Origin of the sequence: Nocardia iowensis, from assembly GCF_019222765.1 — a bacterium.
GTDB lineage: Bacteria > Actinomycetota > Actinomycetes > Mycobacteriales > Mycobacteriaceae > Nocardia > Nocardia iowensis.
In genome coordinates this window covers 3,365,904-3,387,650 of record NZ_CP078145.1, presented here as the reverse complement: position 1 = coordinate 3,387,650, position 21,747 = coordinate 3,365,904, and the positions used below count along the sequence as shown (strand labels likewise).

Here is a 21,747-nt window from a genome sequence, read left to right as displayed (position 1 = left end):
GAGCAGTCATGACAGCCAAGTCCAGCATCGGTTCTCTGCTAGCCGCGGTCACGGCGGCCGCGCTGGTCGGTGCGTGCTCGATGCCCAACTCGGAATCGCAGACGGAACGCACCCAGATGCCCGATTCCGCCGCGGCCGCGATGGCGACCGCTCGGGTGAAAGATCTCGAGAACGGTCACCACGCGCGAGTCGGTGTCTTCGCCATCGATACGGCGACGGGCACCGCGCTGGGTTACCGCGAGAACGAACGATTCCCGATCGGCTCCACCTTCAAGACGCTGGCCGCCGCGGCACTGCTTCGTGATCATCCACTGACGGACGGCTACTTCGACACAGTCATCCAGTTCAGCACCGACGATGTGGTGAAGTACTCGCCGATCACCGAAACTCACGTCGACAGCGGCATGACCGTGCGCGACCTGGCCGCCGCGGCCATCGAAAAGAGTGATAACACTGCGGCCAACGAGCTGCTGAAACTTCTCGGCGGACCCACAGCCATCACGAAATTCGTTCGGACGCTGGGCGATACCGTCACCAGCCTCGACGACTGGGAGCCACTGAGCAACAGCGGAGACACCAACCCCGAGCACAACTCCACCACCCCCGCCGCACTCGCCGCGGATTACCGCGCGGTCGTGTCCGGTGACGCATTGGCCGAGCCCGAGCGCGAGCAGCTGACCCAATGGCTGCTGCGCAGCACCACCGGCATGGGCCGGATCCGCGCCGGGTTGCCGCAGGACTGGAAAATTGGGGACAAGACCGGCGGCGGCGACTACGGGCTCACCAACGACGCCGCGGTGACCTGGCCGCCCAACAGCGACGCGCCGATCGTAATCGCAGTGCTGTCGATCAACACCGACGAACACGCACCCGCCGACGATCCGTTGGTCGCGCAATCCGCCCAGGTAATCACCGGGGCACTACGCCCGGCCATCGACGGATAACCCGACTCGAAAGGACGCACTCCGATGCGACGATACGGAATTCTTACCACCGGCACCGTAGCCTTGCTGGCGGCATTTACTACGGGCGTCGGATCGGCCGGTGCCACAGCGCCACTCCCGCCAGGGTCCGAGCAGCAGTTCTCGAAACCCCTTAGCGCCGCGCACCTTTCGACATTGCCCAGCGGATCAGCCCTCGATCCGTTCATCGATCGCCCACTCATCGATCGCGTTGTCTGGACCGATGGGGCCGATGGCACCCGCCTGATGATCTACCCCACTGACGCCGGACGCCAGGATCCCTTCCCGCCCGCCGGGGAACGCGCCTGGCAGGAAGTGCTGCGCCAGGCCGGCACCGCCGACACCCCCGGCATGCGCGACCAGTTCCTCTGCCACTGGGACTGGGCACGAATCGCCATGCCGGACAAGCCGAGCTGGAACATCGAACCGTGGCGCCCCGCCGTCGGCTACCCGGCAACCGTCGCCGCACTGTGCAATCCCGGCGCCCCCGAACACGAACTCTGACGCCAGGCGATGGCACCGTGACTCAGATCGGCAGTGGGTCTGCTCCCAGTGTTTGCGTCCCGTTCGCCGCCGACAGGCGCACCATGCGGAAGCCTTCGTCGATCATCGCCTGTTCGTAGTCGCGCAGTGAGTCCCGGAGCGGGCGGCCGCTGGTCGCCTCGGTCAGCGCCGTGGCGAGCGCAGCGGCGTCGCGGAGCGCGATATTCGCGCCCGCGCCCGCGGCGGGGCTCATGGCGTGGATCGCGTCGCCGAGCAGGGTCACATTCGATGTCGGCCACGGTGGGACGGGAACGCTGGAGCGCACGGCTATCGGGTAAACGCTGGAGGGAGTCCACTTCTCGATGATCCGGGTCACCAGCGGATGCCAACCGGAAATCTGTTCGAGCACCACCTCGCGCAGTCGCCGACCGGAAGCAGCGCGCAATTCCGAGTCGGAGAGCCCGAGTCGATCGCGGCGACGACCGAACATCACCGCAAGCGTGTCCTCGGCCGGCTCGAAAGTCACCTCGGGCGCCAGCCGAGACGCGGCCGCTACCAGTGGTTGACGGTACTGCACTGGCGCAATGCCGACGAACCGATTGCCTGGCCCGACAACCGAATTGAAGATGCTGATCAGCTCCGGCGGCAGCGCGCGTCGCAGGCCGGGTGTCAGTGGCACCCGGCCGTAGATCAGGCGGACCTGGGAGTCAACGACACGTGCGTGCGGCAGACGCTGGGCGCGGATCACCGAACCGACACCGTCTGCGGCGACCAGCACCGAACCCCGTGCGGAACTGCCATCGGCGAACCGTGCTGTGACGGTGTCCGCGTCACTGTCGTATCCGAGGCAACGGCGGCCGAAATGAACGATGTCGTCGAGCCCGGTGAGAAGGATCCGGCGCAGCACCTGCCGATCGATGACGGTGTGCGCGGGCATTGTGTCGGCGTGGGTGGCAGGGCCCGGCTCCGAATCGTCCAGGAAGAAGACCCCGGTCGGACGTAACTGATGGTCGAAACCGTTTGCGTTCGGCGCCGGCCGCCCGGCGACAGCCGCGACCAGCTCGAACAGGTGCGGTGGCAGCGTCGCCGACAGCGCCTGTCGACCGCGTCCATCGATGTGCAGCCGGTGGCCCTGGGCACGGGTGACCGCGGCGGCATCTCGCTCGTAGACGGCGACGCTGATTCCGGCGCGCCGCAAGCCCTGCGCGAGGCAGAGGCCACCAAGACCCGCGCCGACGACGATTACGTGCGTACGCGGCGACCGTGGGCTGGAAGAAATAGAGAAAGGTCGTGATTCGGGATTGCTCAAGACACACCTCACCGGAGTCGGAAACGACTCCCACCTTCTCGATGCCACCTGGCACCGAGAAACCTGCCGGTGAGGCCGAAGCCTTAGAAAGCCCACGGGCTTTCCGGTGAGAAGACTTGACCAACGTACCTGAAAACAACCTTCGACGTTCGCGGGTTTCAGCGCGCTATTTAGTACGAGCTCAAGTGGAAGGCGTGACCGAGGACCACAGGCCGAGCCACTGCTCGGCGCCGTACTCTTCGAACCGTTCCACCTCGGTGAATCCCAGCTTCGCCGCGAGGCGCATCGCGCGGTCGTTGGCAGTCTGGGTGCAGAGCAGCAGCGGCTCGCTGGGCAGGGCGGCAGCGAACCAGTCGAGTGCCGCTGTGCACGCCTCGGCGGCGTATCCGCACCCCCATGCCTCCGGCAACAGCAGGTAGCCGAGTTCGACATCTCCGGCATGCGGGCGGACGTGACCCGGACGCTCTGTGTCGCGCGCATCGAACGTGATCATGCCGATCATCGTTCCGTTGAGATCGATGACGAAGAGGCCAGGGCGCCGCCCGGGCACCTCAGGCATCTCGCTTTCGAGCTCATCACGCGGTCGAGAGCCACCGATGTAGGTACCCACCTCGGGCGAGGCGAACAGTTCGATGAACGCCGCGCGGTCCCGGGTCTCGGACTCGCGGAGCACCAGCCGCTCGGTTCTGATCGGGGAGGGTGGCCAGGCGACGGGTCCGAGCTCGGTCATGGGTTACCGATCAGAGGCAGTGCCGGGGCTGTGTGCCGAACAGCGACTGAATGTAGAACTGGATCGGATCAATTTTTCCGACGCAGGACGGCGGGATCTCCGCCGAACCGGTCGAAGCCACGGCAGTGCTTGTCTGGGCCGCAGCTGCACCGGCGGATGCAAGCTGGATCGGAACGAACAGCGCGGCCGCCACGGTGACCACGGCCAGAGTTCTCCGCATAAGTCTCCTACCCTCGGTTGTGCGCCCCCGCGATATCTCCTCCCCCGGAAACGCTATCCATCCCGGCCATAGACGCGAAGCCACCACTTCTCGGGTCCCACCCGCCGAACTGCCCTACCCCAGAGCCCGAAACCGCACGGGTTTTCAACGGCCATGCGGTCTCATCGGAGGTCACCACATCGACGCGGTGACGCGGCGGCCGCCACGAGCCGACGACATTCCTACACTATTGCGCCACAATAGGATTCGCGGTCAACCAGCGCTTCGGGCGGTGAGCTGGACGGGCAGTCGGGAATGCCCGTTGGAGATGAAGCTAACCACCGAACTCAACTCGGTCGGCTCGGCTGCCAGGCGCAACTCCGGGAAGCATGCGAACAGAGCAGGCAGCGCAATCTGCGCCTCGAGCCGGGCAAGCGGCGCACCGAGGCAGTGGTGGGCCCCATGGCCGAAGGCCAGGTGCTGGGCTTTGGTGTCGCGATGCACGTCGAAGTCGTCGGCGGTGGGCCCGTGCACCTTTGGGTCGCGTCCTACCGCGGCATAGGAGGCCAGGATCGCGTCGCCTTTGGGGATGCGGAAGCCGTCGATGTCGAGATCCTCGACGGCGAACCGCAGCGGCAGGTGCGCGAGGGGCGCTTGGTAGCGCAGCGTCTCCTCCACCACGTCGGTCCAGCTCGACCGCCCTTCGAGCACGTCGGCACGCTGCCGCGGCTGGGTCAGCAGGGCGAAAATCGCTTGGTCGAGCAGGTTCACGGTGGTCTCGTGCCCGGCGGTGATGATCAGCATGAGGGTGTCGACGAGTTCTTTTTCGGTCAGCCGGGTGCCATCTTCGTCGTAGGTGGCGGTCAGCACGCTGGTGATGTCGTCGCCGGGCTCGGCTCTGCGGTAGGCGACGAGTTCGCTGACCAGCCGGTGCATTTCGAGGTAGTTGGCCGGCTGATCTTTGTGCATGTCCGCGGTGTTGAAGAACCTGTCTACGCACGCGTGCATCGCGGCGGTCAGATGATCTGGGACGCCTATCAATTCGCTGATCACCCGGATCGGCACCGGATACGCGAACCGCTGCCGCAGATCGACCACCGTACCGGGCGCGATCGCCGACAACTGGTCCAGCAGATCGGCGGTGATGGCTTCGATCCGTGGGCGCATCGCCATCGTCCGGCGGTGGGTGAACGCCGGGGACACCAGCTTTCGAAGTCGCCGATGCTCGGGCCCGTAGGCGGTGAACATATTGTCGACGGCGACCCACGAGCGCAGCGGCCAATCCGCAGGGATCTGCCCCGTCTTGAATGCCGTCCAGTGCTGCCGCGCGTCCTTGGATACTCGGGAGTCGGTCAGCAGGCCGTGCAGCATGGCGGTGTCGGTGACCGACCACGCGGGAACGTCACCGGGCAGCACGACCCTGGTGATCGGCCCGCGTCGGCGGATCCGTGCCGACTCGCCTTGGATGTCGACACCGGTGGCGTCCAGCACGATCGGCTCATGTTTCATAGATGGCTCCTTATGAGATGTTCAACGTCGGGATAGCGGGGAGCGCACTGGTTGGGCACTTCGCGGCCGGTGACGTTCGACGCTCAGCGAGCCTAATGAGATAGAGACAGAAAATGCTTGTACCACAGCGTCATTCGAATAGAACATCCGCGCCAATGGCGAGCTTCGAAGCAACGCGGCATGGGAAACCACTGGATGGCGTGATCGACTGCGTGTGACCATCGCGTATGGCTATCTACCTCGAAACCGACCGACTGATACTGCGTCACTTCACCGAAAACGACGCCGAGCTGCTCATCGAACTCGACAGCGACCCCGAGGTAATGCGCTACCTCTCCGGCGGCGTCCCGACCCCGCCGGAAAAGATTCACCAAGAGACCATGCCCCGACTGCTGAGCCAATACGAGAAGTGGGACGGCGCCTACGGCACTTTCGCGGCGCACGAGAAGACCAGCGGCGAGTTCATCGGCTGGTTCATCCTGCGCCCCAAGGCCGACGGCCCGCTCGACGAGGTCGAACTCGGCTACCGGTTCCGCAAGACAGCCTGGGGCAACGGCTACGCGACCGAAGGCTCAACCGCATTGCTACACAAAGCATTCACCGAACTCGGGGTGCACATGGTCTGGGCCGAAACAATGTTCGTCAACCGCGCTTCGCGCAACGTCATGGAGAAAGTCGGGATGACCCACGTGCAGACGCACTTCCCCGAGCCACCCCTGATCGAGGGCGCCGAGCATGGCGAGGTCCGCTACGAGATCACTTGCCACGACTGGGAACTCAGCGGTCCGAGCCGTCCCGCGGGATGATCTGCCGCCGATCTGCCGAGCGATTCCACGTAGTGCAATGCGATCTCAGCGGCGTGTTGCATTGCGGCGCGGGTCTGTTCGGGTGACTCGCCGCGCTGGAGGCTGGCGACGGCGGCGGCGCTGATGGCACCCGTCAGCGCGCCGACGACGCCGACCGCGCGGGTCGCCGTCCCTCGCGCTTCAGCCGCTGCCGCTCGGGCCACCTCGGTCGGTTCACGGATGCATTCGTGAACCTTTCAGTATCTTGTCCACCACGTTGCGCGGTCCGTACACGGCGATGCCGACGAGGTCCAGGCCGTCGGTGCCGACCGCCCGCACCGCGGCGCGGTTGTCTCGGTCGTTTCCAGTGGTGAACAGATCGGAAGTGAATACCGCCGTCCGAATCTCCCGCGCCAGTGCCTTGCCGTGCGCGCCGCGCAGCACCTCCTTGCTGCCCTCGAAGACGAGCACCGGCTGCCGGAACATCGGCAGGTAGATCGTTGCGTCCGCGTCCTCGTACGGTTCCCCGATCACCTCCGGTTGTGCCGTACCCAGACCACTGACCAGAAATGCCGTCACATTCAGCCGCTGCCAGGTCTGTAGGTCGTCGCGCAGCAGTACCGCGATCTTGGTGTCGAATCGCACGTTCTCCATGCCGATGACTCTCCCGTCATCCGGCCCGCCAAGGCTTGTACGATCCTGGCATGGTTGTCGGCGGCGCATTCGAGCAGGTCAGGGCCTGGCAGCCGCGAGTTCCGGGTATCGTCGAAGTCTTTCATGCCCGTTTCATCGGGCACGTCTACCCGATGCACGCACACAATTCCTGGACGCTGCTGATCGTCGACGATGGGGCCGTCCGCTACAACCTGGACCGTCACGAACACGGGGTCCTCGGCTCCGTGGTCTCGCTGCTTCCGCCGCATGTTCCGCACAACGGCCAGGCCGCGACCGAGCACGGGTTTCGCAAGCGTGTCCTGTACCTCGACCCTGCCCATCTCGCCGAGGCAATGATCGGTCGCGCCGTAGACACTCCCACCTTCACCGACCCACTGCTGCACCGCCGCATCCGCCAGCTGCACGCGGCACTCCCCCACCTCGGCGAGGAACTAGAGGCGGCCAGTCGCCTCGCTCTCATCCACGATCGGCTTCGGGACCTGCTGCGCGGCACCGATCCACCGGCTCGGCGCGCCGATCCCGGGCTGGCCCACCGCCTGCGCGAACTGCTCGATTCCCGAACCATCGAAGGGATTTCCCTCACCGAGGCCGCGACCATATTGCACGCCGATCCCACCCACCTCATCCGCGCGTTCAGCCGTGAGTTCGGGATGCCACCGCACCAGTATCTGATCTCCCGCCGGATAGATCTTGCTCGTCCGCTGCTGCTGGGCGGCATGCCTGCGCGAGACGTGGCCGCCACCACTGGTTTTCATGATCAGCCGCACCTGATCCGCCACTTCAAACGCATTCTTGGCACGACACCCGGGCAATACGCGCGCAGTGCTGACGGCCACCACACCCGGATGAACCTGCCGCACCGGTAACGCGCCGGACTTCCGCCGGACCAGCGGATTTCAAACCAGCTGCGATCCAACATCTCTCGCGAGCAACCTGCACCGAACCCGACTCATACGCGCGTGCTGTGCGCGACAATCAGGTATCGGCGTATTCGGTCACCGAGCAGGGGGCGATCCGATACGTGCACGCCGGTTCGAACACTGAAAGTGGCTGGGGTCAGCGGCTATTCAGAACCCAGCCACAGCTCCCTGCAGCATCGGTCGAGGTTTCGGACCGACTCCCGGGTGCTGCCACGTCGACAGTGTTGCCGAGGTTGGTGGGACAGACCTAGCGATCGGCTGTCGGAGCCTCCGTTCAGCCGACACGGCAAGAGATCAAGGAGCTAACGTGAGTATTCACAGGTGGCGGGTATTCGCCCGAGCAAGCTGGTTGTTCTTCGCCATCGCCGCGCTACTGGGCGGCGGCGTCGTATCCGTTGCCGCGCAACCAGATGTCACCGGCACGCCGGGGGCACTCGTCACGCTCCGGGTGGAAGGTGCGACGGCCACGATCTTCGAAGGCCAGATCTTCACCCGCGGGCATGACGTCACAACGCCATCGGGCGGAACCCATCATTGCGACGGCACCAACAACAACGCGAACCCGAAACCCGGGCCCACGGCGACCAGCGCACTCGATGACGGGGCCAGGCAGAACGGATTCACTTGGGACGGAACCTACTCGACGCAGTTCGACGACTACTTCATCACCCGCATCGCCAACGACGCGCAAACTGCCGACCAGTTCTGGGGCATCTTGCGCAACGGCCAGTTCACCCAGGTCGGTGGCTGCCAGCAGCGGGTCAATCAGTTCGACGAGGTGCTGTTCGCCTTCGACGCGTTCAACAAGTCGCAGTTTCTCCGGCTCGAAGGTCCCCGCACCGCGCGCGTCGGCCAGCCCATCACCGTGACCGTCACCGACTCCCTTGCCGGAAACCCCGCCGCAGGCGCGACGGTGAACGGAGCGACCACCGACGCCAACGGTCGCGCTTCGGTCACCTTCACCAGCGTCGGCATGCAACAGGTGAAAGCCGAACACCCGCAGGCGATCCGGTCCAACCGTCTCGAGGTCATCGTTACGCCGTGAACGACGTGCGAAAGGTGGTGTCCTCAGCCGCGACCGAGGCCGCTGGTGTCGCCGTGCTCGATTGCGGCGCACCGGCGCTCGTGCCCGAGGCTCCCGTCGCCTGAAGCGCATCGATCACCGCCTGCAGACCGCGGGTGCGCGGCTTGTCCCGCCGGATGACCAAGCCGATCGTGCGATGCAGTCGTGGCGCGAGTGGCCGGGCTCGAATGCGCGAACCGGGATCGTTAGCGGGCATGGCCATTTCGGGCAGTACCGCGTAACCGAGTCCCGCGCCCACCAGCTCTTTGATGGCTGCGACGCTGCCGAGCTCCATCACCGGTTTCACGGTGCGGCCCGCCCGCGCGAACCACTGGTCGACCAAACGCCTGGTGCTGCCGCCGGATTCGAACAGCACCAGCGGTCGCGCCGCGAGTGCGGCGGGCGTCGGCCGGGCCGGCGGTGCCTCGGCGTCGGAGGCAGCGACCAGCACGAATTCGTCCTGCAGCACCGGCGTCACCTCGAACGCCCGGCCCGGCACCGGCAGGGTGACGAAACCCAGGTCGATGCGGTTGTCGGCCAGCAACTGCAGCAGCCGATCGGTATTGCCGGTGTGGACCACGAGCTCCAGTGCGGGAAAGCGGCGGCGCAGATCCCGCAGGATCGGTGGCAGCAGGAACACGCAGGCGGTCTCGCCGGTGCCCAGGCGGACGGTGCCCGTGGTGCCCTCGGTGTAACTGGCCATACTCGCCAGCGCTCCCGCCACCGCGCCCTCGATACGCGCGGCGTGCCCGAGTAGTTCGGCTCCGGCCGCAGTGGGGCGCACGCGTTTGCCGACCCGTTCCAGCAGGACCAGGCCGAGCCGAGTCTCCAGCTGGCGAATCCGCAGGCTGACGGCCGGCTGGGTGATGCCGAGCTGCTGCGCGGCGGCCGAAAAGCTACCGCGCTCGGCAATTTTGACGAAGGTGCGCAGCTGGTCTAGATCGAGTTCGTTCGTCACAAAGCCCGCCTTATGGTTCGAATCAGCGCTATCAGCAGTACTTATTCTCGGACAGGTGCCGAATGGTGTGACACACAGGACCGTGGCCGAGATTCCCCGCAAGGTCGAGGCCTGTCTCGGAATCTCGCAGCTCGTCTGCTGGGGTGTCAGCTACTACCTGATCGGCATCTTCAACGACGCGATCGGCGCGGATCGCGGTTGGAGCGAAACCCTTGTGCAGGGCGGCTTTTCGGTGGCACTGCTGACGGCCGGTGGGTGCTCGCCGGTCGTCGGGGGATGCATCGATCGGTTCGGCGGCCGACCGGTGATGGTGACCGGTTCGGTGTTGTCCGCGCTGGGCTGCGTCGGCCTCGCGACAACCGGATCTGTTGCGGGGTACTACTTCTCGTGGGTCGTGCTCGGGGCCGCGATGCGGTGCACCCTGTACGACGCCGCGTTCGCGACGTTGGCCGGGCTGGGCGGGACCCGGGCAAAACAGGCTATGTCGCGGATCACGCTGCTGGGCGGATTGGCCTCCACCGTCTTCTGGCCGGTGGGTCACGGTCTGGCCGAACTCATGGGCTGGCGCGGTGCGGTTCTGGTGTACGCGGCGTTCGCGCTGTCGACGGCGCCGCTGCACTGGGCGATCCCGAGCCGGAAACCGCTTCACCTCACGGAACGCTCCACTCCCGCAATGGATCCCATCAATCCACGCGAGCGTCGCATTACGGGCGGTCTCTACGCCCTGATCATGGCCGGAGTCGGCTTCCTCGCCTCCGGCATGTCCGCGCACATGATCGGCATCCTGACCGGTCTCGGCTTGGCGACCGGGGTGGCCGTCTGGGTGTCGACACTGCGTGGCATCGCCCAGTCCGTCGCCCGGCTCGTGGACGTTCTGTTCGGCCGCAGGCTGCATGCGCTGGATCTCAACGTCATATCCGTCGGCCTGATCGCGACGTCCTTCGCCGCGGGATTCGGTGGTCACGTCGCCGTACTGGCGGCCGGGTACGCCGCCCTTTACGGAGCGGGCAACGGGCTGGCCACCATCACCCGCGGCACGCTACCGCTGGCGCTGTTCGAGCCCCACGGTTACGGCGCACGCGTCGGACGATTACTGCTGCCGAGCTTCCTGCTGTCCGCAGCCGCACCCATCGCCTACGGCGCCGTCATCGAAAATTTCGGCGCGGCAGGCGCTTTGAGTCTGTCCAGCGCCGTCGCGGTCGCCATGGTGGTGGCGTCGATCGCCCTGCGAGCGGGATTCCGGCCCTCCCCCACTGTCGTAGCGCCGCGCAGCGGTGACACCAGGGAATAGTCGGCGGCCAGGAACCTTTGACATCGGATATGACCTCCACTTCTTACAATCCCCGCGCGCTGCTCGCGAAGAGCCAACTCGGCGTGCTCGCCACCATCAAGTCCGACGGCCGCCCGCAGCTCTCGCCGGTCACGCCCTATTACGACCAGGAGGCCGACATCATCTACGTATCCATGACCGAGGGCCGCGCCAAAACGGTGAACCTGCGCCGCGACCCACGCGCCGCACTCGAGGTCACCAGCGCGGACGGCTACTCCTGGGCCACCGCGGAGGGCACCGTGACGCTCACCGGTCCCGGAACCGACCCGCACGGCCCCGAGGTCGAGGCCCTGGTGGACTACTACCGGAACGCCGCGGGCGAACACCCGGACTGGGACGAGTACCGCTCGGTCATGGTGTCCGACCGCCGCGTCCTGATGGCATTGACGGTCGACCACGTGTACGGCGAGAAGATCCGCTGAGCTATTTTTCCTCGCAGGATGTGCCGACGTAAGCCGACGGTGCCGTCTTGTCGCCGCCGGTGACGGACTCGCATTCCCATTTCTGCTCGCCCTTGACGATCGTGCCGGGCCCCGCCGCCGTAGGAGAGGACTCGTCGCCGATGCGGCACTCTAGCGCGACGAGTCCCTGGTCCTCTCCTTTGTGCACCTCCTGGCAGGTATAGACCGGCTGGGAAGCGTCGTCGTCGGCGAGTGCCTGTCCCGCACCAGCTGCCGTCGTCACAGCGCAGCACAGCAGGACCGCTGCCTGCAATATCACCCGTGTCCGCATAGTTGTTCCTCCTCGCTGGATCCACTGATTCACGGTTCCGCGGTTACCGAACAGCCGCCGTCCCGCTTGGTTGTTCGTTGCCGCTGGGGCGGAAGGATTGCTCCATCGGCGTCGACCCATCCGGGAGCAGCGGGGCTCCGAATGACCTGAGGCACGTGAACAGATTGCCCAGTCGCTGCTGGGGGACAGATGCCACAGACCGAGGATTCGAGCAGCAGCAACCACCAGCCGCTGACACCGCTGGATGTCGAAATCGGAACGATCGAACAGAAATAGAAATGAGAGGAGAACTGTGAACCGGATCGCCCGCATGTTCGGTGCCGCAGCGGTGGCAACTGCATGCATTTACGCAGGTCCTGCCGGCGGAGCTGGGGCAGACCCCGGCAGCGATGTGGTGCTGCAGATCGACGAGGTAAAGAAGGGTCAGAAGGGAATCTATATAAAGTACAGGTACAAATGCCCGCAGCACGAGGACGCTCGCACTGAACACCATGCACGGTTTACCATGAAAACCACCAATGATGCAGGTGAAACCGTGATCCAAAAGGCTTCAAACAACAGAAGTTTGCTGTGCGATGTTGAGAACCGCCATACGGTCACAGCGGGTCCCGCGATAGCGGTGGACGATGAAGGAAATTTCAAATCTCTCGCCGAAACGCCAACACACGGCCCCTCGTTCGTGCAAGCGGAGTTGATCAGGATCACCTATGAACGAGAATATATAAGTAGCGACACGTTCTACATAAAGCCCGTTCCGGAAACGCTCGAAACCGACGCCGCCTTCTTCGACTGGTAATTGTCGAGGCACACCCTCGGAAAGAACGGTCGGCGCGGCGCGTTCGATGACGTTGCGGCCCACCGGTACGGCCTCGCCGTTTCCGGTGGACGATCTGGTCGGCGCGTTCGGGAATGACGGAACCCATACCCTCACCGCGCTTGTGCCCGCAGCTAGCCCTGGTTGAACCGCCCTTGGGCGATATTCTGTCGGCGCACATCATTAGTCTGCGGTCATGGTCGGACTCGACACGGCACTGCGCCGCCTGCTGCGTGAAACCGGAAAGTTGCTACAACCGTACGGGTTTCACGGCGCCGAACCCGCCTGGGTGCGGGTCGAGCCCGGCGGTGTCGCGTCCGTCGGCCGCACCCGGGTTTCCCGCACCTGGACCGGTGGACAACAGATGCTCAGTTTCGGCTTGGACCTGAACGCAACGCCTAAGCCCTGGTGGGAATTCGGCAACTGGCGCAACGCGCGGCTGGGTCTACCGCCCACACCACTGGAAAAAGCTACCGGCCCCGGCCTGATCGACACCCGCACCCTGCCCGCCGAGCTGACCACGATGTGGTCGCTGCGGCTCGACCCCGAGCAACCCGGCCAGCACGTGCTCCACACCGACATCGACACCATCCGTGCCGAACTACCCCGGCGCGTACACGCTTACGCACGCCGAGCATTACGGCTGGTCGAACCGGACCGGTATCTCGACGAGTTGCTCACCCAACCCGCCCCGCAGAGCAGGACCCTGGAAGCGATCGTTGTCCTGCTCGCCGCTCGAGGGCCAGGACAACACCTCGACGAAGCATTCGACCAACTCCGAAAGTGCTCCGTAGAACCAGACGCGTCCACCGACGCCGAAGACGTCATCGCCTACGCACAAACCCGAGCTGCCCTGGCGTGAGCAAAGATGCGGCCCCGGCCCGGACACCACCGATCCCAACCGTCGTTCTACTTTGATCCCGCAGAGTGCGAAGGAGAGGTGTCGCCGTCCCGCCGTTCCCAGCCGTCCGGACCAAAGACCCATTGTTCTCCGCTGCCATCGCGGGCCTCGTAGATGGCGCCGACCGGAAGTTCGGTGACCTCGCCGCTGTAGTACGCCAGCCGGAGCATGTCGACGGCCAACCAGTACGCATAGTGGGCGGCCGTTGATTCCCATTCCGCGCGTTCGAGTGACATCATGAAATGCTCGTCGCGCCGAAGAGCGTCACCGTGCGCGCACGTCCAGTACAGCACCCGGTCCGGGCCGCTGTAGCCGCGCGGCGTCAGCTCTCGCGCAGCGCCACACATGGAACACGGGCTCACCGGACGTGGCGCGAATCGATCCATCAGCCAATGCAAATCGATAATGCTGTGCTCAGTCTCGCGCGTGCCGGTACCCCCACCGGGAGTCAGACAATCCGGGCATCTCATCTCCCGGAACCCGTCGCCGGTATCCGGCCACCCGGCAGGCCACCGCGCGCCGCAACGCAGACACCGGAATTGGCCGCGCTGTGGTGCGGTCACCGAGAACTGGGTGATGAAACCCGGCTTGTCGCGTAACGGCCCCAAATAGCCCGGGTACGTGCCCAACTCGGCACGCGGCCACGCACCGGCCCGCTCTTGCGACCACAACAGCCCGATGACTTCACCCACCGCACGCCGATCCCAGACCGCACCGGGCCGAGCCGGAAGCCCGGCCGCATTGAGGTGGTCGGCGAGGTCATCGATGTCCTGGAGGGAAGACGCGTTCCGCCGCGCGAGTTCCCACACACCGGCCTCGCCATATCCGGCGCGCACCGCTGCCGCTATATCGGCCCACTGCAACGCAATTCGGATCCGATGCTGGAGGGCCCGCTCGGATTCGGCGCGAGCCTGCAGCGCCGCGCGTTCGTCCGCACTACCCGGCCACTGCTCGACGGAGCGGTCGCCGTACACCCGACGCGGCACCATTGCCAGCACACCCGCACCAGGCGGAACCAGCTCGTCTTCGTGGTAGCGACCGTGGTGACGCCCAGCACGTCTGTCGAACTCGGCGAACGCCGCCTTCGCCTCGACAATCGACTGCCTGCTCGGCTTCTGCGCATCCTCCGGCGGCCGGAACTGCCTCCCGCCAACGCCTTTCGACATCGCCTCCCCCTTCCATCGGCGGTTAACGGATCGTAGCCGAACGGTACCCTGCACCCGGCACCGGCGAGATCCCGATTCCGGACCTGGTCGCCGCCTGGGTAGCACTTGACACCATCCCGACCGAACGGCTGCCGCTTTGGGCGGCACACTGGCCGACAGCGTCATCGCCCTTCCGCTCGGCCAGATATTCGATCTCGAAGACGAATGGGGAGCAGGCTGGTGCCGCACGCGGGAGCAACTTGCACGCGAGATCCGGCATGCATGCAGGACGCCACCAGCGGCGAAACCGACTGCCGCTGAACAGCAGTGCGCCGCCGCCGGGCACGGGTTCGGGATTGCGCCCGGTGGCTTCGTTGTGGCGACCGCTCGGAGATGCCCACCGAGACGATGAAAGGCGTAGCCGAGGCTGTCGAGAGCGCGGGCGGCCAGAAGCAGATTGACGTCGGTGGGCCGCCGAACCGGTAACCGACAACTGGGGAGCCACCGGGGACCCGCCGCTGCGAGTCGTGCGGTCGTTACCAGTTTCCTTATGGCACTGGAGATCCCAGCTGCGAATCACTGGCGGGTGTGATGCGGTTGCCGTCGCCGAGGACTCGAACCCTTGCCCGGCCACAGTGAGCGACCTATCGTTTTGTCACATCAGAGCTCGAAATACGTTCGCTGACAACGCGTTTGAATACTGAGCAGCGCGCAGCCCCTGCTGCTCAGTTGCGAGGAGCGCAATGACCGATGGACAAAAGCTGATAGCAATCGGGGTGCGGTAGCACCTTCCTGGCGGCTCTGCTCCCGGCCAGAACGGCTGGCGCGCACGAACGTGTTTCGTCGCCGCCGAGCAGTCGAGCGATGTGAACCCCGCACACTCCGGCCCACCCTGTTCCCGCGAGGAGATCAACATCATGACCACCCACCACTCTCCGGATGACGACCTCGACATCCCCCAGGCGATTACTCGAAAACGCCTACTGCAACTGGGTTTACTGGCCGTACCCGCCGCAGCGGCAGTGACCGCCGCTGCGTCCAGCAGGGGTAACGCCAGCGAAAGTCCGCAGGCCGTGCCGGACGACCTGGAGCCGACCCCGGCCTGCCACGACGGTGACGCACCCACCATTTCGCAGACCGAAGGCCCTTACTTCAAGCCGAACTCGCCGTTGCGGAGCGATCTGGTGATTCCCGGCGCGCCGGGCACCCGGCTGACGGTCAGCGGCTATGTGTTCACTCGTTCCTGCCGCCCGGTGGCCAAGGCATTGCTGGACTTCTGGCAGGCCGACAACGCGGGCGCCTATGACAATTCGGGCTACAACTGGCGGGGGCATCAGTTCACCGACGCGAATGGACGGTTCAACCTGTCGACCATCGTGCCAGGTTTGTACCCGGGTCGGACCCGGCATATCCACGTCAAGGTCCAGGCGCCCAACCAGCGGGTGCTGACCACCCAGCTGTATTTCCCCGGTGAGCCGAGAAACAACACCGATTCCATCTTCGACCGGCGATTGCTGATGACGGTGCGTACCGTGCCCGCGGGCAAAGAGGGGACTTTCGACTTCATCCTGAACTTCCGCTGACGACGGCCGTGCATGTTCAGGGCGTTCCCCTCAGAGCGCCCTGAACGTCCACGTTTTCGTGCACACCTGCTAATTGGCGCGGGTCAGTCGCGGTATATCGCTACGCGAGCGCCAGTTGCGGTCCCCACGCTGAAGGGACCCAAGCATGAGGCCGTGCCGCGACCCGACGGACTGAACGAACCGCTCCACGAGCCGTTGTAAGGACCGAAAGCCATCAGGGGAAACGCATTCGGCACACCGTGCAAGCCGAAACACTCAACGATCAGGGCGTACTCCCGCCCGGCCGGGGCGTCGTAATCATGGCATGTCGCCGTCGCGCTGGTCAGGTCCCGCGTGATAACGCAGTCCTCCGGCGCGGCCTGAGCCGTGCCGGAGCCGACTACTGCCGCGACGCCCAGACCCAACACCGCGGCGGCCGTAACTCGTGCGGCGGCGACTATCGGTCTTCTCATTCGAATCCCTCTCGGTGGAAATCGCTTCGAACGCGGTCCTGTGACTTTCGGTTTCCTACATCGCGTTGTTACGACGGACGCAACCCGCTAGGCGCGCACCTGCGGCGCGGATAGGGTGACCGAATGGAACGGGATACGCGGCATGCCTTGTCGTTCGGCACGGCGGCGGTCGCGTATGCCGAGCACCGCCCCGACTACGCGCCCGCCGCAGTGCACTGGGCGCTGGAGTCCGCGCCCGGCCCGCGAGTGCTGGACCTCGGGGCTGGAACCGGAAAGTTGACTGGCACGCTGTGCGCGCTGGGCGCCGACGTCATCGCGGTCGAGCCCGACCCGGCGATGCTGACCCAACTGCGCTGCGCGCTGCCGGGTGTCCGTGTCCTGCCGGGTAGTGCCGAGGCGATACCGCTGCCGGACGGGTCCGTCGATGCCGTGCTGGCCGGAAACGCCCTGCACTGGTTCGACATGACCGTCGCGGGGCCCGAGATAGCCAGGGTCCTCGCACCCGGCGGCACCCTGGCCGGTCTGTGGAATGTCGTGGACAACCGGGTCGACTGGGTTGCCGGGCTCGAGCGGGTCAGCGGAAGCGCGGCTATCGGCCCGCGTGACACGCTCAGCAGCTGGCGTGTCGCGACGGCAGGCTTGCACCTTCCCGACACCGGTGTGGTCGCTCGGTTCGGCTCGTCTGAGCAGGCCGAGTTCCCGCATGGACAGCGTCGCACCGCCGACTCACTCGTCGCGACCATCGCGACGCGCGCGGGGATGCTGGTCATGCCAGAGCAGGAACGAGCGGCCACGCTCACCCGGATCCGCGCTTTCCTGGCAAGCAGACCGGAGACCAACAGCGGCGAATTCACCCTCCCGATGCTGACCGGCGTACTGCGCGCCCGCCAACTGTGAAAGCCATCGACGGTCCACGCGTTGGCTAGCTTCGCCTCAGATCGGCTGCGCGGCATGGATCTTCTGGCAGTCCTCAGCGAGTAGCGCACTACGTGCGGCCCAGCGAAACTCGCTGCCGACTCGGCACATCGGCGTACCCGGTGATCAATTCCTGGCGCTCGGCGCGCGCCCGGAGCTTGGCGCGGTCTTCGGTGGGGGCCGGGAGTTGCCCGTAGTCGAGGACCACCTCGGTGGGTGTCGCCTGGCCCGCAATGTATTCGATGGCTGCCGAGGTCAGGTACGCGATGACGCCGAGCCACACGAAGACGGCCGGAGCCGATCGGACGAATCCCGCTTCCACCAAACCCATTGTCAGCGTTTCGGTTTCGAAATCGACGGGTGTGAATGTGAGTGTCTAGGGCAGGTCGATGCCTGCGGCGGAGAGGCGTTTCCAATTCGGCCAGTTCACCGTCGGTAACGCCGAGGATGCGGCCGACGAGCGGGTCGGTGAAGACCCGCGATTCGTGCTCTTCGCGGTGTGCGGGCAAACACCGGTAGCTCAACCCGCCCCGGCCTTTAAGTGGTGCGGTCGATATCGCGTCGAAGCTCGCGGGCGAACTCCTGCCAGGACGTGGCACACAGTTCGGCGAATTGCATTACGGCGGGGGCGCAGTGGGCTGGTATCACTGCTCGGATACCGGCCCAGTCTGCGGGATCGATCGCACGGCTGGCCAGCCATCGGATGAGTAGCCGACCTGACTCGTTCATCCGCACGGACGGATCTCTGCTCAGTTGCCGAAGGATGGCGTTCTTGTCCGGCCGCGGCGCATCGACGGTCTTTCCGTGCTGCGCCTGGTGGTCGGTGTCGACCAGGCGGAGCCGTTCTGGAACCGGGTCCTCCCCCCGCCGCATCCGCTCGCGCACGTCGCGGGCGGTGGCGAACGAAATACCGGCATTGTCGGCCACTTCACGCAAGGGGGCATCCGGGCAGCCGGCGATGTAATCGCGCGCCGCACGCCGACCTTGGGCCGTATTCAACGGCCGAATCCGCCCGTCCAGGCCCACCCGCCGCTCCACTCGCAGACCCGAATCTCGCGATCGTCGTCGGATCGCGCTCACCGTCTTCGGAGACAACCCGCAACGTGCAGCGACGGCCCGGTCCGACAACTCGGGATAGGTGTGCATGATGCGCTCTGCGGCCGCTTGCCGATCCGCCAGCGACAACGGCAGTCCGTGTTTGATATTCGCCTCGACCGCGTACACGAACCCTTCGTCAGCGCTGCCGTCGAAGAACCGCACGCCTATCGTCTGGTCACCCCGGCGGATGGCGGCGCGCAGCCGGTGCATCCCATCGATGACTCGCATCGTGGGTCGGTGCACCACGATCGGTGGCAACTCCCCCGATATCTCGGCGAGAAGGTTCACATGGCGAAGGTCCTCACCGGACCGGCGTGGTGTGTCGCCCGGAAGCAGCGCGCCTATCGCGACTGTCGTAACGGGCAGTCGATCGAACCAGTCGGCAGCGCACGGGGCCGGTTCGGCCTGCTGTTCCATCAGGGAAACGGCGTACGGTCGGGCTCCACCCATTCGCTGCGCGCGTGGGAACTGGCCAGGGTGCTCGCGTGATAAAAGCGATTGATCAGCCGCTTGTCCAGCAACGCCGGATTTCGCGCGACGAACTCGGCGAAGTCGTTCTCCTGCGCCCTTTCCCGTACGTGATGGCCGACGAGCTCGACCCAGGCCCGGCTGATCGTCGCGTGATATTTCCGTGGCACCCGCTCGTAGCGGGCTGTGCGCTGAATACCTTCGCTGACCAGCTCGACGGCGGCCGACGAGCCGTGGCGCCGGACCGCGAGCCAGGTCAGCTCGAGGTGTTCCCGATGGCCGAAGTGGTCGGCATGCGACATCACCTCGGCCAGTAGTTCCTGGAATTCGTCGCTCATCGCGAGCCCCTTCGTTGATCACCACATCCTTACCGGCGGGTGATGACGAGCTTTGTGGAATGTTCGGTGATGGCTTCGGCGGCGTCGTCCCAGTCGACAACCGCGCCGGTGACGGTCTCCGGCCGCAGCTTTTTGGCGACGACCAGGTCGAGCACATCCGGAATGGCCGGTCGGGCGTGGACACGGCCGGTGTAGAAGTGAATCCCCTTCGAATACATTTCCAGCAGCGGAAGTTCCTGCGCGGTGAAGTAGATGCCGATGCTGGTGCATACCCCGTCCGGTCCGGTGGAGCGAATCGCGCAGCCCAGGCCGTCGGGGTGGTTACTCGCGTCGACGGTGATCGGGTAGGGACCGAGCCGTTCCGGAAAGGCGGGATCGAGAACACGGGCGCCGAGGCGTTCCGCGGCGCCGCGCTGCCGGTCACTGCCACCGACCCAGTCGACAGTCGCGCCCAGGGCGCGGGCGATGGCGACGGCGTACAGGCCGATGGCCGCGTTGCTGCCAACGACCAGCACCGAGCCCGCGGGCTCGTCCCTCAAATGCGGTGCGACCGTGCGCCAGGCGTCGACAAGGTTGTCGCTGGCACTCGCGACGGCGACCGGGTCGACTCCCTCGGGAAGCCGAAACAGCATGTGATCGGCGTAGGGGACGCGAACCAGGTCGGACAGGAAACCGCCCCACTCGGCGCCGCTGAGCGGACCGAGCCCGTACATGGACATCCGCGGCACGGTCGCACAGTGCCCGGTGCGGCCGCGCCGGCACGCCGAGCACGAGCCGCACGAGATCTGGAAGGGCACGATGACACGGTCGCCCGGCGCGAAGCCGCAGACTTCGTCGCCGACCTCGACCACTTCGGCCACGCACTCGTGTCCGAACGGAAACGGACCCCGCGCGGGTGCCGCGCCTCGCACGATCATCCGGTCCAGGTCACAGATGGCGACGGCCAGCGGTCGCACGAGAGCGTCGCCGGAATGCCGCAGTCGGGGTTCGTCGGTCTCCCGCCATTCCAGCGTGCCGCGATCAATGAATTGCAGTTCTTGCACCTGACTCCTCCTCAAAGAGCATCGGTGCCTCCACCGTATTATGAAGAACGTTCTACTGGGAAGAGCTTCGAGGTGTGGACTTCATCGGCGGCCCTTTCCGAGTAGCGGCGCAGGCGTGTCACCGTGGTTTCAGCGCCGACAGGGCGCGGGAAAGGTCCGCGATGAGGTCGGTTTCGGCTTCCAAGCCGACTGCGAAGCGCACGAGCCCGGCGGGAACTCCCGCCTCGGCCAACTGTTCTTCGGTCAGCTCTTGGGCCCACATGGCGGCGGGTTGCACGACCAGCGATCGGACACCGCCGAGGCTCGACGATCGCGCCGGGAGCTCGACAGCGGCCAGCAGCTCTTCCGCCGCCTGATAGCCGCCGTCGAGTTCGAAACTGAGCAAGCCGCCGTAGCCCACCATCTGCCGCTGAGCGAGCGCGTGCTGCGGATGACTCGGCAAGCCCGGGTAATTCACCACCCGGACAGCCGGATGTTCGTCGAGGAAATGGGCCAAGGCGAGGGCGGTCCGGTTCTGCCGGTCCATCCGCATCGACAGGGTGCGCAATCCGCGCAGGGCGAGCCATGCGTCGAACGGGCTGACCACCGCGCCGATCATGGTGTGGGTCTGCCAGATTCGGTCGGTCAGCTCCCGTCGGCCGAGGACGATGCCGGCCAGCACGTCGGAGTGGCCCGAGGCCGCCTTGGTCAGGCTGTGCATGACCAGATCGACGCCGTGGTCGAGCGGACGGTGGTTCACCGGCGTGGCGACCGTGTTGTCGGCGAAGGTGAGAATGCCGTGCTCGCGCGCTAGCGCGGCGACCGCGGCCACGTCGGTCAGCCGCAGCAGCGGGTTACTCGGGGTCTCCAGCATGATCAGCTTCGTGTTCGGCCGGATGGCGGCCGCGAAAGCGTCGACATCGGTTTGCTCGACCAAGGTCACCTCGATGCCGAGACGCGGCACGATCTCCTGCAGCAGGCTCAACGTGCCGCCGTACATGCTGCGTTGCCCGACGACATGATCGCCTCGGCCGAGCAGGGTCAGCAGGGTGGTCGAGATAGCACCCATCCCGGATGCCGTGGCCATGCCGGTCTCGGCACCCTCCGCAGCGGCCATCACCTGCTCCAGCCGGGCTTGGGTGGGGTTGCCGTACCGACGATAGAACCGATCGTGCCTGCCGCTGTTCATCTCGCGGAACGCCTCGGCCGAGCCCGCCGAGAACGGCACCGATGCGAACAACGGCGGTGCGATGGCCGCCTCGGTGGGGTCGGCGTCGGCGTGCACGAGCAGCGTTTCCACAGTGAAGGAGGTATCCATGACGCCAGAATGCGGGATAGTGGACTGGCAATCTATAT

At 65.8% G+C, this 21,747-nt stretch carries 23 protein-coding genes and 1 pseudogene; 11 read left to right on the top strand and 13 right to left on the bottom strand.

The window, feature by feature from the left end; all coding sequences use genetic code 11:
* Positions 1–8 precede the first annotated feature (8 nt).
* Complete coding sequence (gene bla / locus KV110_RS15605) at positions 9–944, top strand: class A beta-lactamase (RefSeq protein ID WP_218476860.1); 936 nt, start codon at positions 9–11, stop codon at positions 942–944.
* 174 nt (positions 945–1,118) lie between these two features.
* Positions 1,119–1,466, top strand: a complete 348-nt coding sequence (locus KV110_RS15600) for a DUF2599 domain-containing protein (RefSeq protein ID WP_246634564.1) — start codon at positions 1,119–1,121, stop codon at positions 1,464–1,466.
* A gap of 22 nt (positions 1,467–1,488) precedes the next feature.
* On the opposite strand, the gene KV110_RS15595 is transcribed toward KV110_RS15600, so the two are convergent.
* From KV110_RS15595 to KV110_RS15580, 4 genes are all read right to left on the bottom strand, one after another.
* Complete coding sequence (locus KV110_RS15595; RefSeq protein WP_218476858.1) at positions 1,489–2,754, bottom strand: FAD-dependent oxidoreductase; 1,266 nt, start codon at positions 2,752–2,754, stop codon at positions 1,489–1,491.
* 181 nt (positions 2,755–2,935) lie between these two features.
* A complete protein-coding gene (locus tag KV110_RS15590) occupies positions 2,936–3,484 on the bottom strand; it encodes a GNAT family N-acetyltransferase (RefSeq protein ID WP_218476857.1) in 549 nt (182 codons plus the stop codon).
* Between the two features lie 10 nt (positions 3,485–3,494).
* Complete coding sequence (locus tag KV110_RS15585) at positions 3,495–3,686, bottom strand: hypothetical protein (RefSeq protein ID WP_218476856.1); 192 nt, start codon at positions 3,684–3,686, stop codon at positions 3,495–3,497.
* 270 nt (positions 3,687–3,956) lie between these two features.
* On the bottom strand, positions 3,957–5,192 hold the full coding sequence (locus tag KV110_RS15580; RefSeq protein ID WP_218476854.1) for a cytochrome P450 family protein: 1,236 nt from the start codon (positions 5,190–5,192) through the stop codon (positions 3,957–3,959).
* Positions 5,193–5,419: 227 nt separating this feature from the next.
* Here KV110_RS15580 and KV110_RS15575 point away from each other — a divergent pair, with 227 nt between their 5' ends.
* Positions 5,420–5,998 carry a GNAT family N-acetyltransferase gene (locus KV110_RS15575; RefSeq protein WP_218476853.1) on the top strand — a complete coding sequence of 193 codons (579 nt, stop codon included), beginning with the start codon at positions 5,420–5,422 and terminating at the stop codon, positions 5,996–5,998.
* 213 nt (positions 5,999–6,211) lie between these two features.
* Here KV110_RS15575 and KV110_RS15570 read toward each other — a convergent pair whose 3' ends face one another.
* Positions 6,212–6,631: a DUF2000 domain-containing protein gene (locus tag KV110_RS15570; RefSeq protein WP_218476851.1), complete on the bottom strand. Its 420-nt coding sequence runs from the start codon at positions 6,629–6,631 to the stop codon at positions 6,212–6,214.
* Positions 6,632–6,681: 50 nt separating this feature from the next.
* Between KV110_RS15570 and KV110_RS15565 the strand changes: the two genes are divergently transcribed.
* Positions 6,682–7,518, top strand: a complete 837-nt coding sequence (locus KV110_RS15565; protein WP_218476850.1) for an AraC family transcriptional regulator — start codon at positions 6,682–6,684, stop codon at positions 7,516–7,518.
* A gap of 361 nt (positions 7,519–7,879) precedes the next feature.
* On the top strand, positions 7,880–8,617 hold the full coding sequence (locus KV110_RS15560; protein WP_218476848.1) for an Ig-like domain-containing protein: 738 nt from the start codon (positions 7,880–7,882) through the stop codon (positions 8,615–8,617).
* Here KV110_RS15560 and KV110_RS15555 read toward each other — a convergent pair.
* Positions 8,607–9,593, bottom strand: coding sequence for a LysR family transcriptional regulator (locus KV110_RS15555; RefSeq protein ID WP_218476847.1), 987 nt, complete (start codon positions 9,591–9,593; stop codon positions 8,607–8,609). The two genes, KV110_RS15560 and KV110_RS15555, sit on opposite strands and share 11 nt — an antisense overlap.
* 67 nt (positions 9,594–9,660) lie before the next feature.
* Here KV110_RS15555 and KV110_RS15550 point away from each other — a divergent pair, with 67 nt between their 5' ends.
* A complete protein-coding gene (locus tag KV110_RS15550) occupies positions 9,661–10,884 on the top strand; it encodes an MFS transporter (protein WP_246634563.1) in 1,224 nt (407 codons plus the stop codon).
* Between the two features lie 29 nt (positions 10,885–10,913).
* Complete coding sequence (locus tag KV110_RS15545; RefSeq protein WP_218476844.1) at positions 10,914–11,345, top strand: PPOX class F420-dependent oxidoreductase; 432 nt, start codon at positions 10,914–10,916, stop codon at positions 11,343–11,345.
* Position 11,346: 1 nt separating this feature from the next.
* Here the strand turns inward: KV110_RS15545 and KV110_RS15540 are convergent, their stop codons facing one another.
* Positions 11,347–11,655, bottom strand: a complete 309-nt coding sequence (locus KV110_RS15540) for a hypothetical protein (protein ID WP_218476842.1) — start codon at positions 11,653–11,655, stop codon at positions 11,347–11,349.
* 292 nt (positions 11,656–11,947) lie between these two features.
* Between KV110_RS15540 and KV110_RS15535 the strand changes: the two genes are divergently transcribed.
* On the top strand, positions 11,948–12,451 hold the full coding sequence (locus KV110_RS15535; RefSeq protein ID WP_218476840.1) for a hypothetical protein: 504 nt from the start codon (positions 11,948–11,950) through the stop codon (positions 12,449–12,451).
* A 214-nt stretch (positions 12,452–12,665) separates the two neighbouring features.
* Complete coding sequence (locus tag KV110_RS15530) at positions 12,666–13,331, top strand: hypothetical protein (protein WP_218476839.1); 666 nt, start codon at positions 12,666–12,668, stop codon at positions 13,329–13,331.
* 47 nt (positions 13,332–13,378) lie between these two features.
* Here KV110_RS15530 and KV110_RS15525 read toward each other — a convergent pair whose 3' ends face one another.
* Positions 13,379–14,536 carry a hypothetical protein gene (locus KV110_RS15525; protein WP_246634562.1) on the bottom strand — a complete coding sequence of 386 codons (1,158 nt, stop codon included), beginning with the start codon at positions 14,534–14,536 and terminating at the stop codon, positions 13,379–13,381.
* An 896-nt stretch (positions 14,537–15,432) separates the two neighbouring features.
* Between KV110_RS15525 and KV110_RS15520 the strand changes: the two genes are divergently transcribed.
* Both KV110_RS15520 and KV110_RS15515 read left to right on the top strand, forming a co-directional pair.
* The gene (locus tag KV110_RS15520; RefSeq protein WP_218476837.1) at positions 15,433–16,098 is read left to right on the top strand and encodes a dioxygenase family protein; all 666 of its coding nucleotides are present in this window, start codon (positions 15,433–15,435) and stop codon (positions 16,096–16,098) included.
* A 575-nt stretch (positions 16,099–16,673) separates the two neighbouring features.
* On the top strand, positions 16,674–17,447 hold the full coding sequence (locus KV110_RS15515) for a class I SAM-dependent methyltransferase (protein ID WP_218476836.1): 774 nt from the start codon (positions 16,674–16,676) through the stop codon (positions 17,445–17,447).
* Between the two features lie 88 nt (positions 17,448–17,535).
* On the opposite strand, the pseudogene KV110_RS15510 reads toward KV110_RS15515, so the two are convergent.
* From KV110_RS15510 to KV110_RS15490, 5 genes and pseudogenes are all read right to left on the bottom strand, one after another.
* Positions 17,536–17,823 (bottom strand): annotated as a pseudogene (locus tag KV110_RS15510) (class I SAM-dependent methyltransferase); the annotation flags it as partial.
* A gap of 179 nt (positions 17,824–18,002) precedes the next feature.
* Complete coding sequence (locus tag KV110_RS15505; protein ID WP_218476834.1) at positions 18,003–18,851, bottom strand: ParB/RepB/Spo0J family partition protein; 849 nt, start codon at positions 18,849–18,851, stop codon at positions 18,003–18,005.
* A gap of 128 nt (positions 18,852–18,979) precedes the next feature.
* Positions 18,980–19,369: a hypothetical protein gene (locus KV110_RS15500; RefSeq protein WP_218476833.1), complete on the bottom strand. Its 390-nt coding sequence runs from the start codon at positions 19,367–19,369 to the stop codon at positions 18,980–18,982.
* A 29-nt stretch (positions 19,370–19,398) separates the two neighbouring features.
* Positions 19,399–20,412 carry a zinc-dependent alcohol dehydrogenase gene (locus KV110_RS15495; RefSeq protein WP_246634560.1) on the bottom strand — a complete coding sequence of 338 codons (1,014 nt, stop codon included), beginning with the start codon at positions 20,410–20,412 and terminating at the stop codon, positions 19,399–19,401.
* A gap of 118 nt (positions 20,413–20,530) precedes the next feature.
* Positions 20,531–21,709 carry a trans-sulfuration enzyme family protein gene (locus tag KV110_RS15490; protein ID WP_218476832.1) on the bottom strand — a complete coding sequence of 393 codons (1,179 nt, stop codon included), beginning with the start codon at positions 21,707–21,709 and terminating at the stop codon, positions 20,531–20,533.
* Positions 21,710–21,747: the final 38 nt, after the last annotated feature.

What these genes read in the sequence shown, in the direction of transcription:
- bla (WP_218476860.1), top strand. Translation starts at nt 9, where the DNA reads ATGACAGCCAAGTCCAGCATCGGTTCTCTGCTAGCCGCGGTCACGGCG.
- KV110_RS15590 (WP_218476857.1), bottom strand. Translation starts at nt 3,484, where the DNA reads ATGACCGAGCTCGGACCCGTCGCCTGGCCACCCTCCCCGATCAGAACC.
- KV110_RS15580 (WP_218476854.1), bottom strand. Translation starts at nt 5,192, where the DNA reads ATGAAACATGAGCCGATCGTGCTGGACGCCACCGGTGTCGACATCCAA.
- KV110_RS15575 (WP_218476853.1), top strand. Translation starts at nt 5,420, where the DNA reads ATGGCTATCTACCTCGAAACCGACCGACTGATACTGCGTCACTTCACC.
- KV110_RS15570 (WP_218476851.1), bottom strand. Translation starts at nt 6,631, where the DNA reads ATGGAGAACGTGCGATTCGACACCAAGATCGCGGTACTGCTGCGCGAC.
- KV110_RS15565 (WP_218476850.1), top strand. Translation starts at nt 6,682, where the DNA reads ATGGTTGTCGGCGGCGCATTCGAGCAGGTCAGGGCCTGGCAGCCGCGA.
- KV110_RS15545 (WP_218476844.1), top strand. Translation starts at nt 10,914, where the DNA reads ATGACCTCCACTTCTTACAATCCCCGCGCGCTGCTCGCGAAGAGCCAA.
- KV110_RS15540 (WP_218476842.1), bottom strand. Translation starts at nt 11,655, where the DNA reads ATGCGGACACGGGTGATATTGCAGGCAGCGGTCCTGCTGTGCTGCGCT.
- KV110_RS15530 (WP_218476839.1), top strand. Translation starts at nt 12,666, where the DNA reads ATGGTCGGACTCGACACGGCACTGCGCCGCCTGCTGCGTGAAACCGGA.
- KV110_RS15525 (WP_246634562.1), bottom strand. Translation starts at nt 14,536, where the DNA reads ATGTCGAAAGGCGTTGGCGGGAGGCAGTTCCGGCCGCCGGAGGATGCG.
- KV110_RS15520 (WP_218476837.1), top strand. Translation starts at nt 15,433, where the DNA reads ATGACCACCCACCACTCTCCGGATGACGACCTCGACATCCCCCAGGCG.
- KV110_RS15515 (WP_218476836.1), top strand. Translation starts at nt 16,674, where the DNA reads ATGGAACGGGATACGCGGCATGCCTTGTCGTTCGGCACGGCGGCGGTC.
- KV110_RS15500 (WP_218476833.1), bottom strand. Translation starts at nt 19,369, where the DNA reads ATGAGCGACGAATTCCAGGAACTACTGGCCGAGGTGATGTCGCATGCC.
- KV110_RS15490 (WP_218476832.1), bottom strand. Translation starts at nt 21,709, where the DNA reads ATGGATACCTCCTTCACTGTGGAAACGCTGCTCGTGCACGCCGACGCC.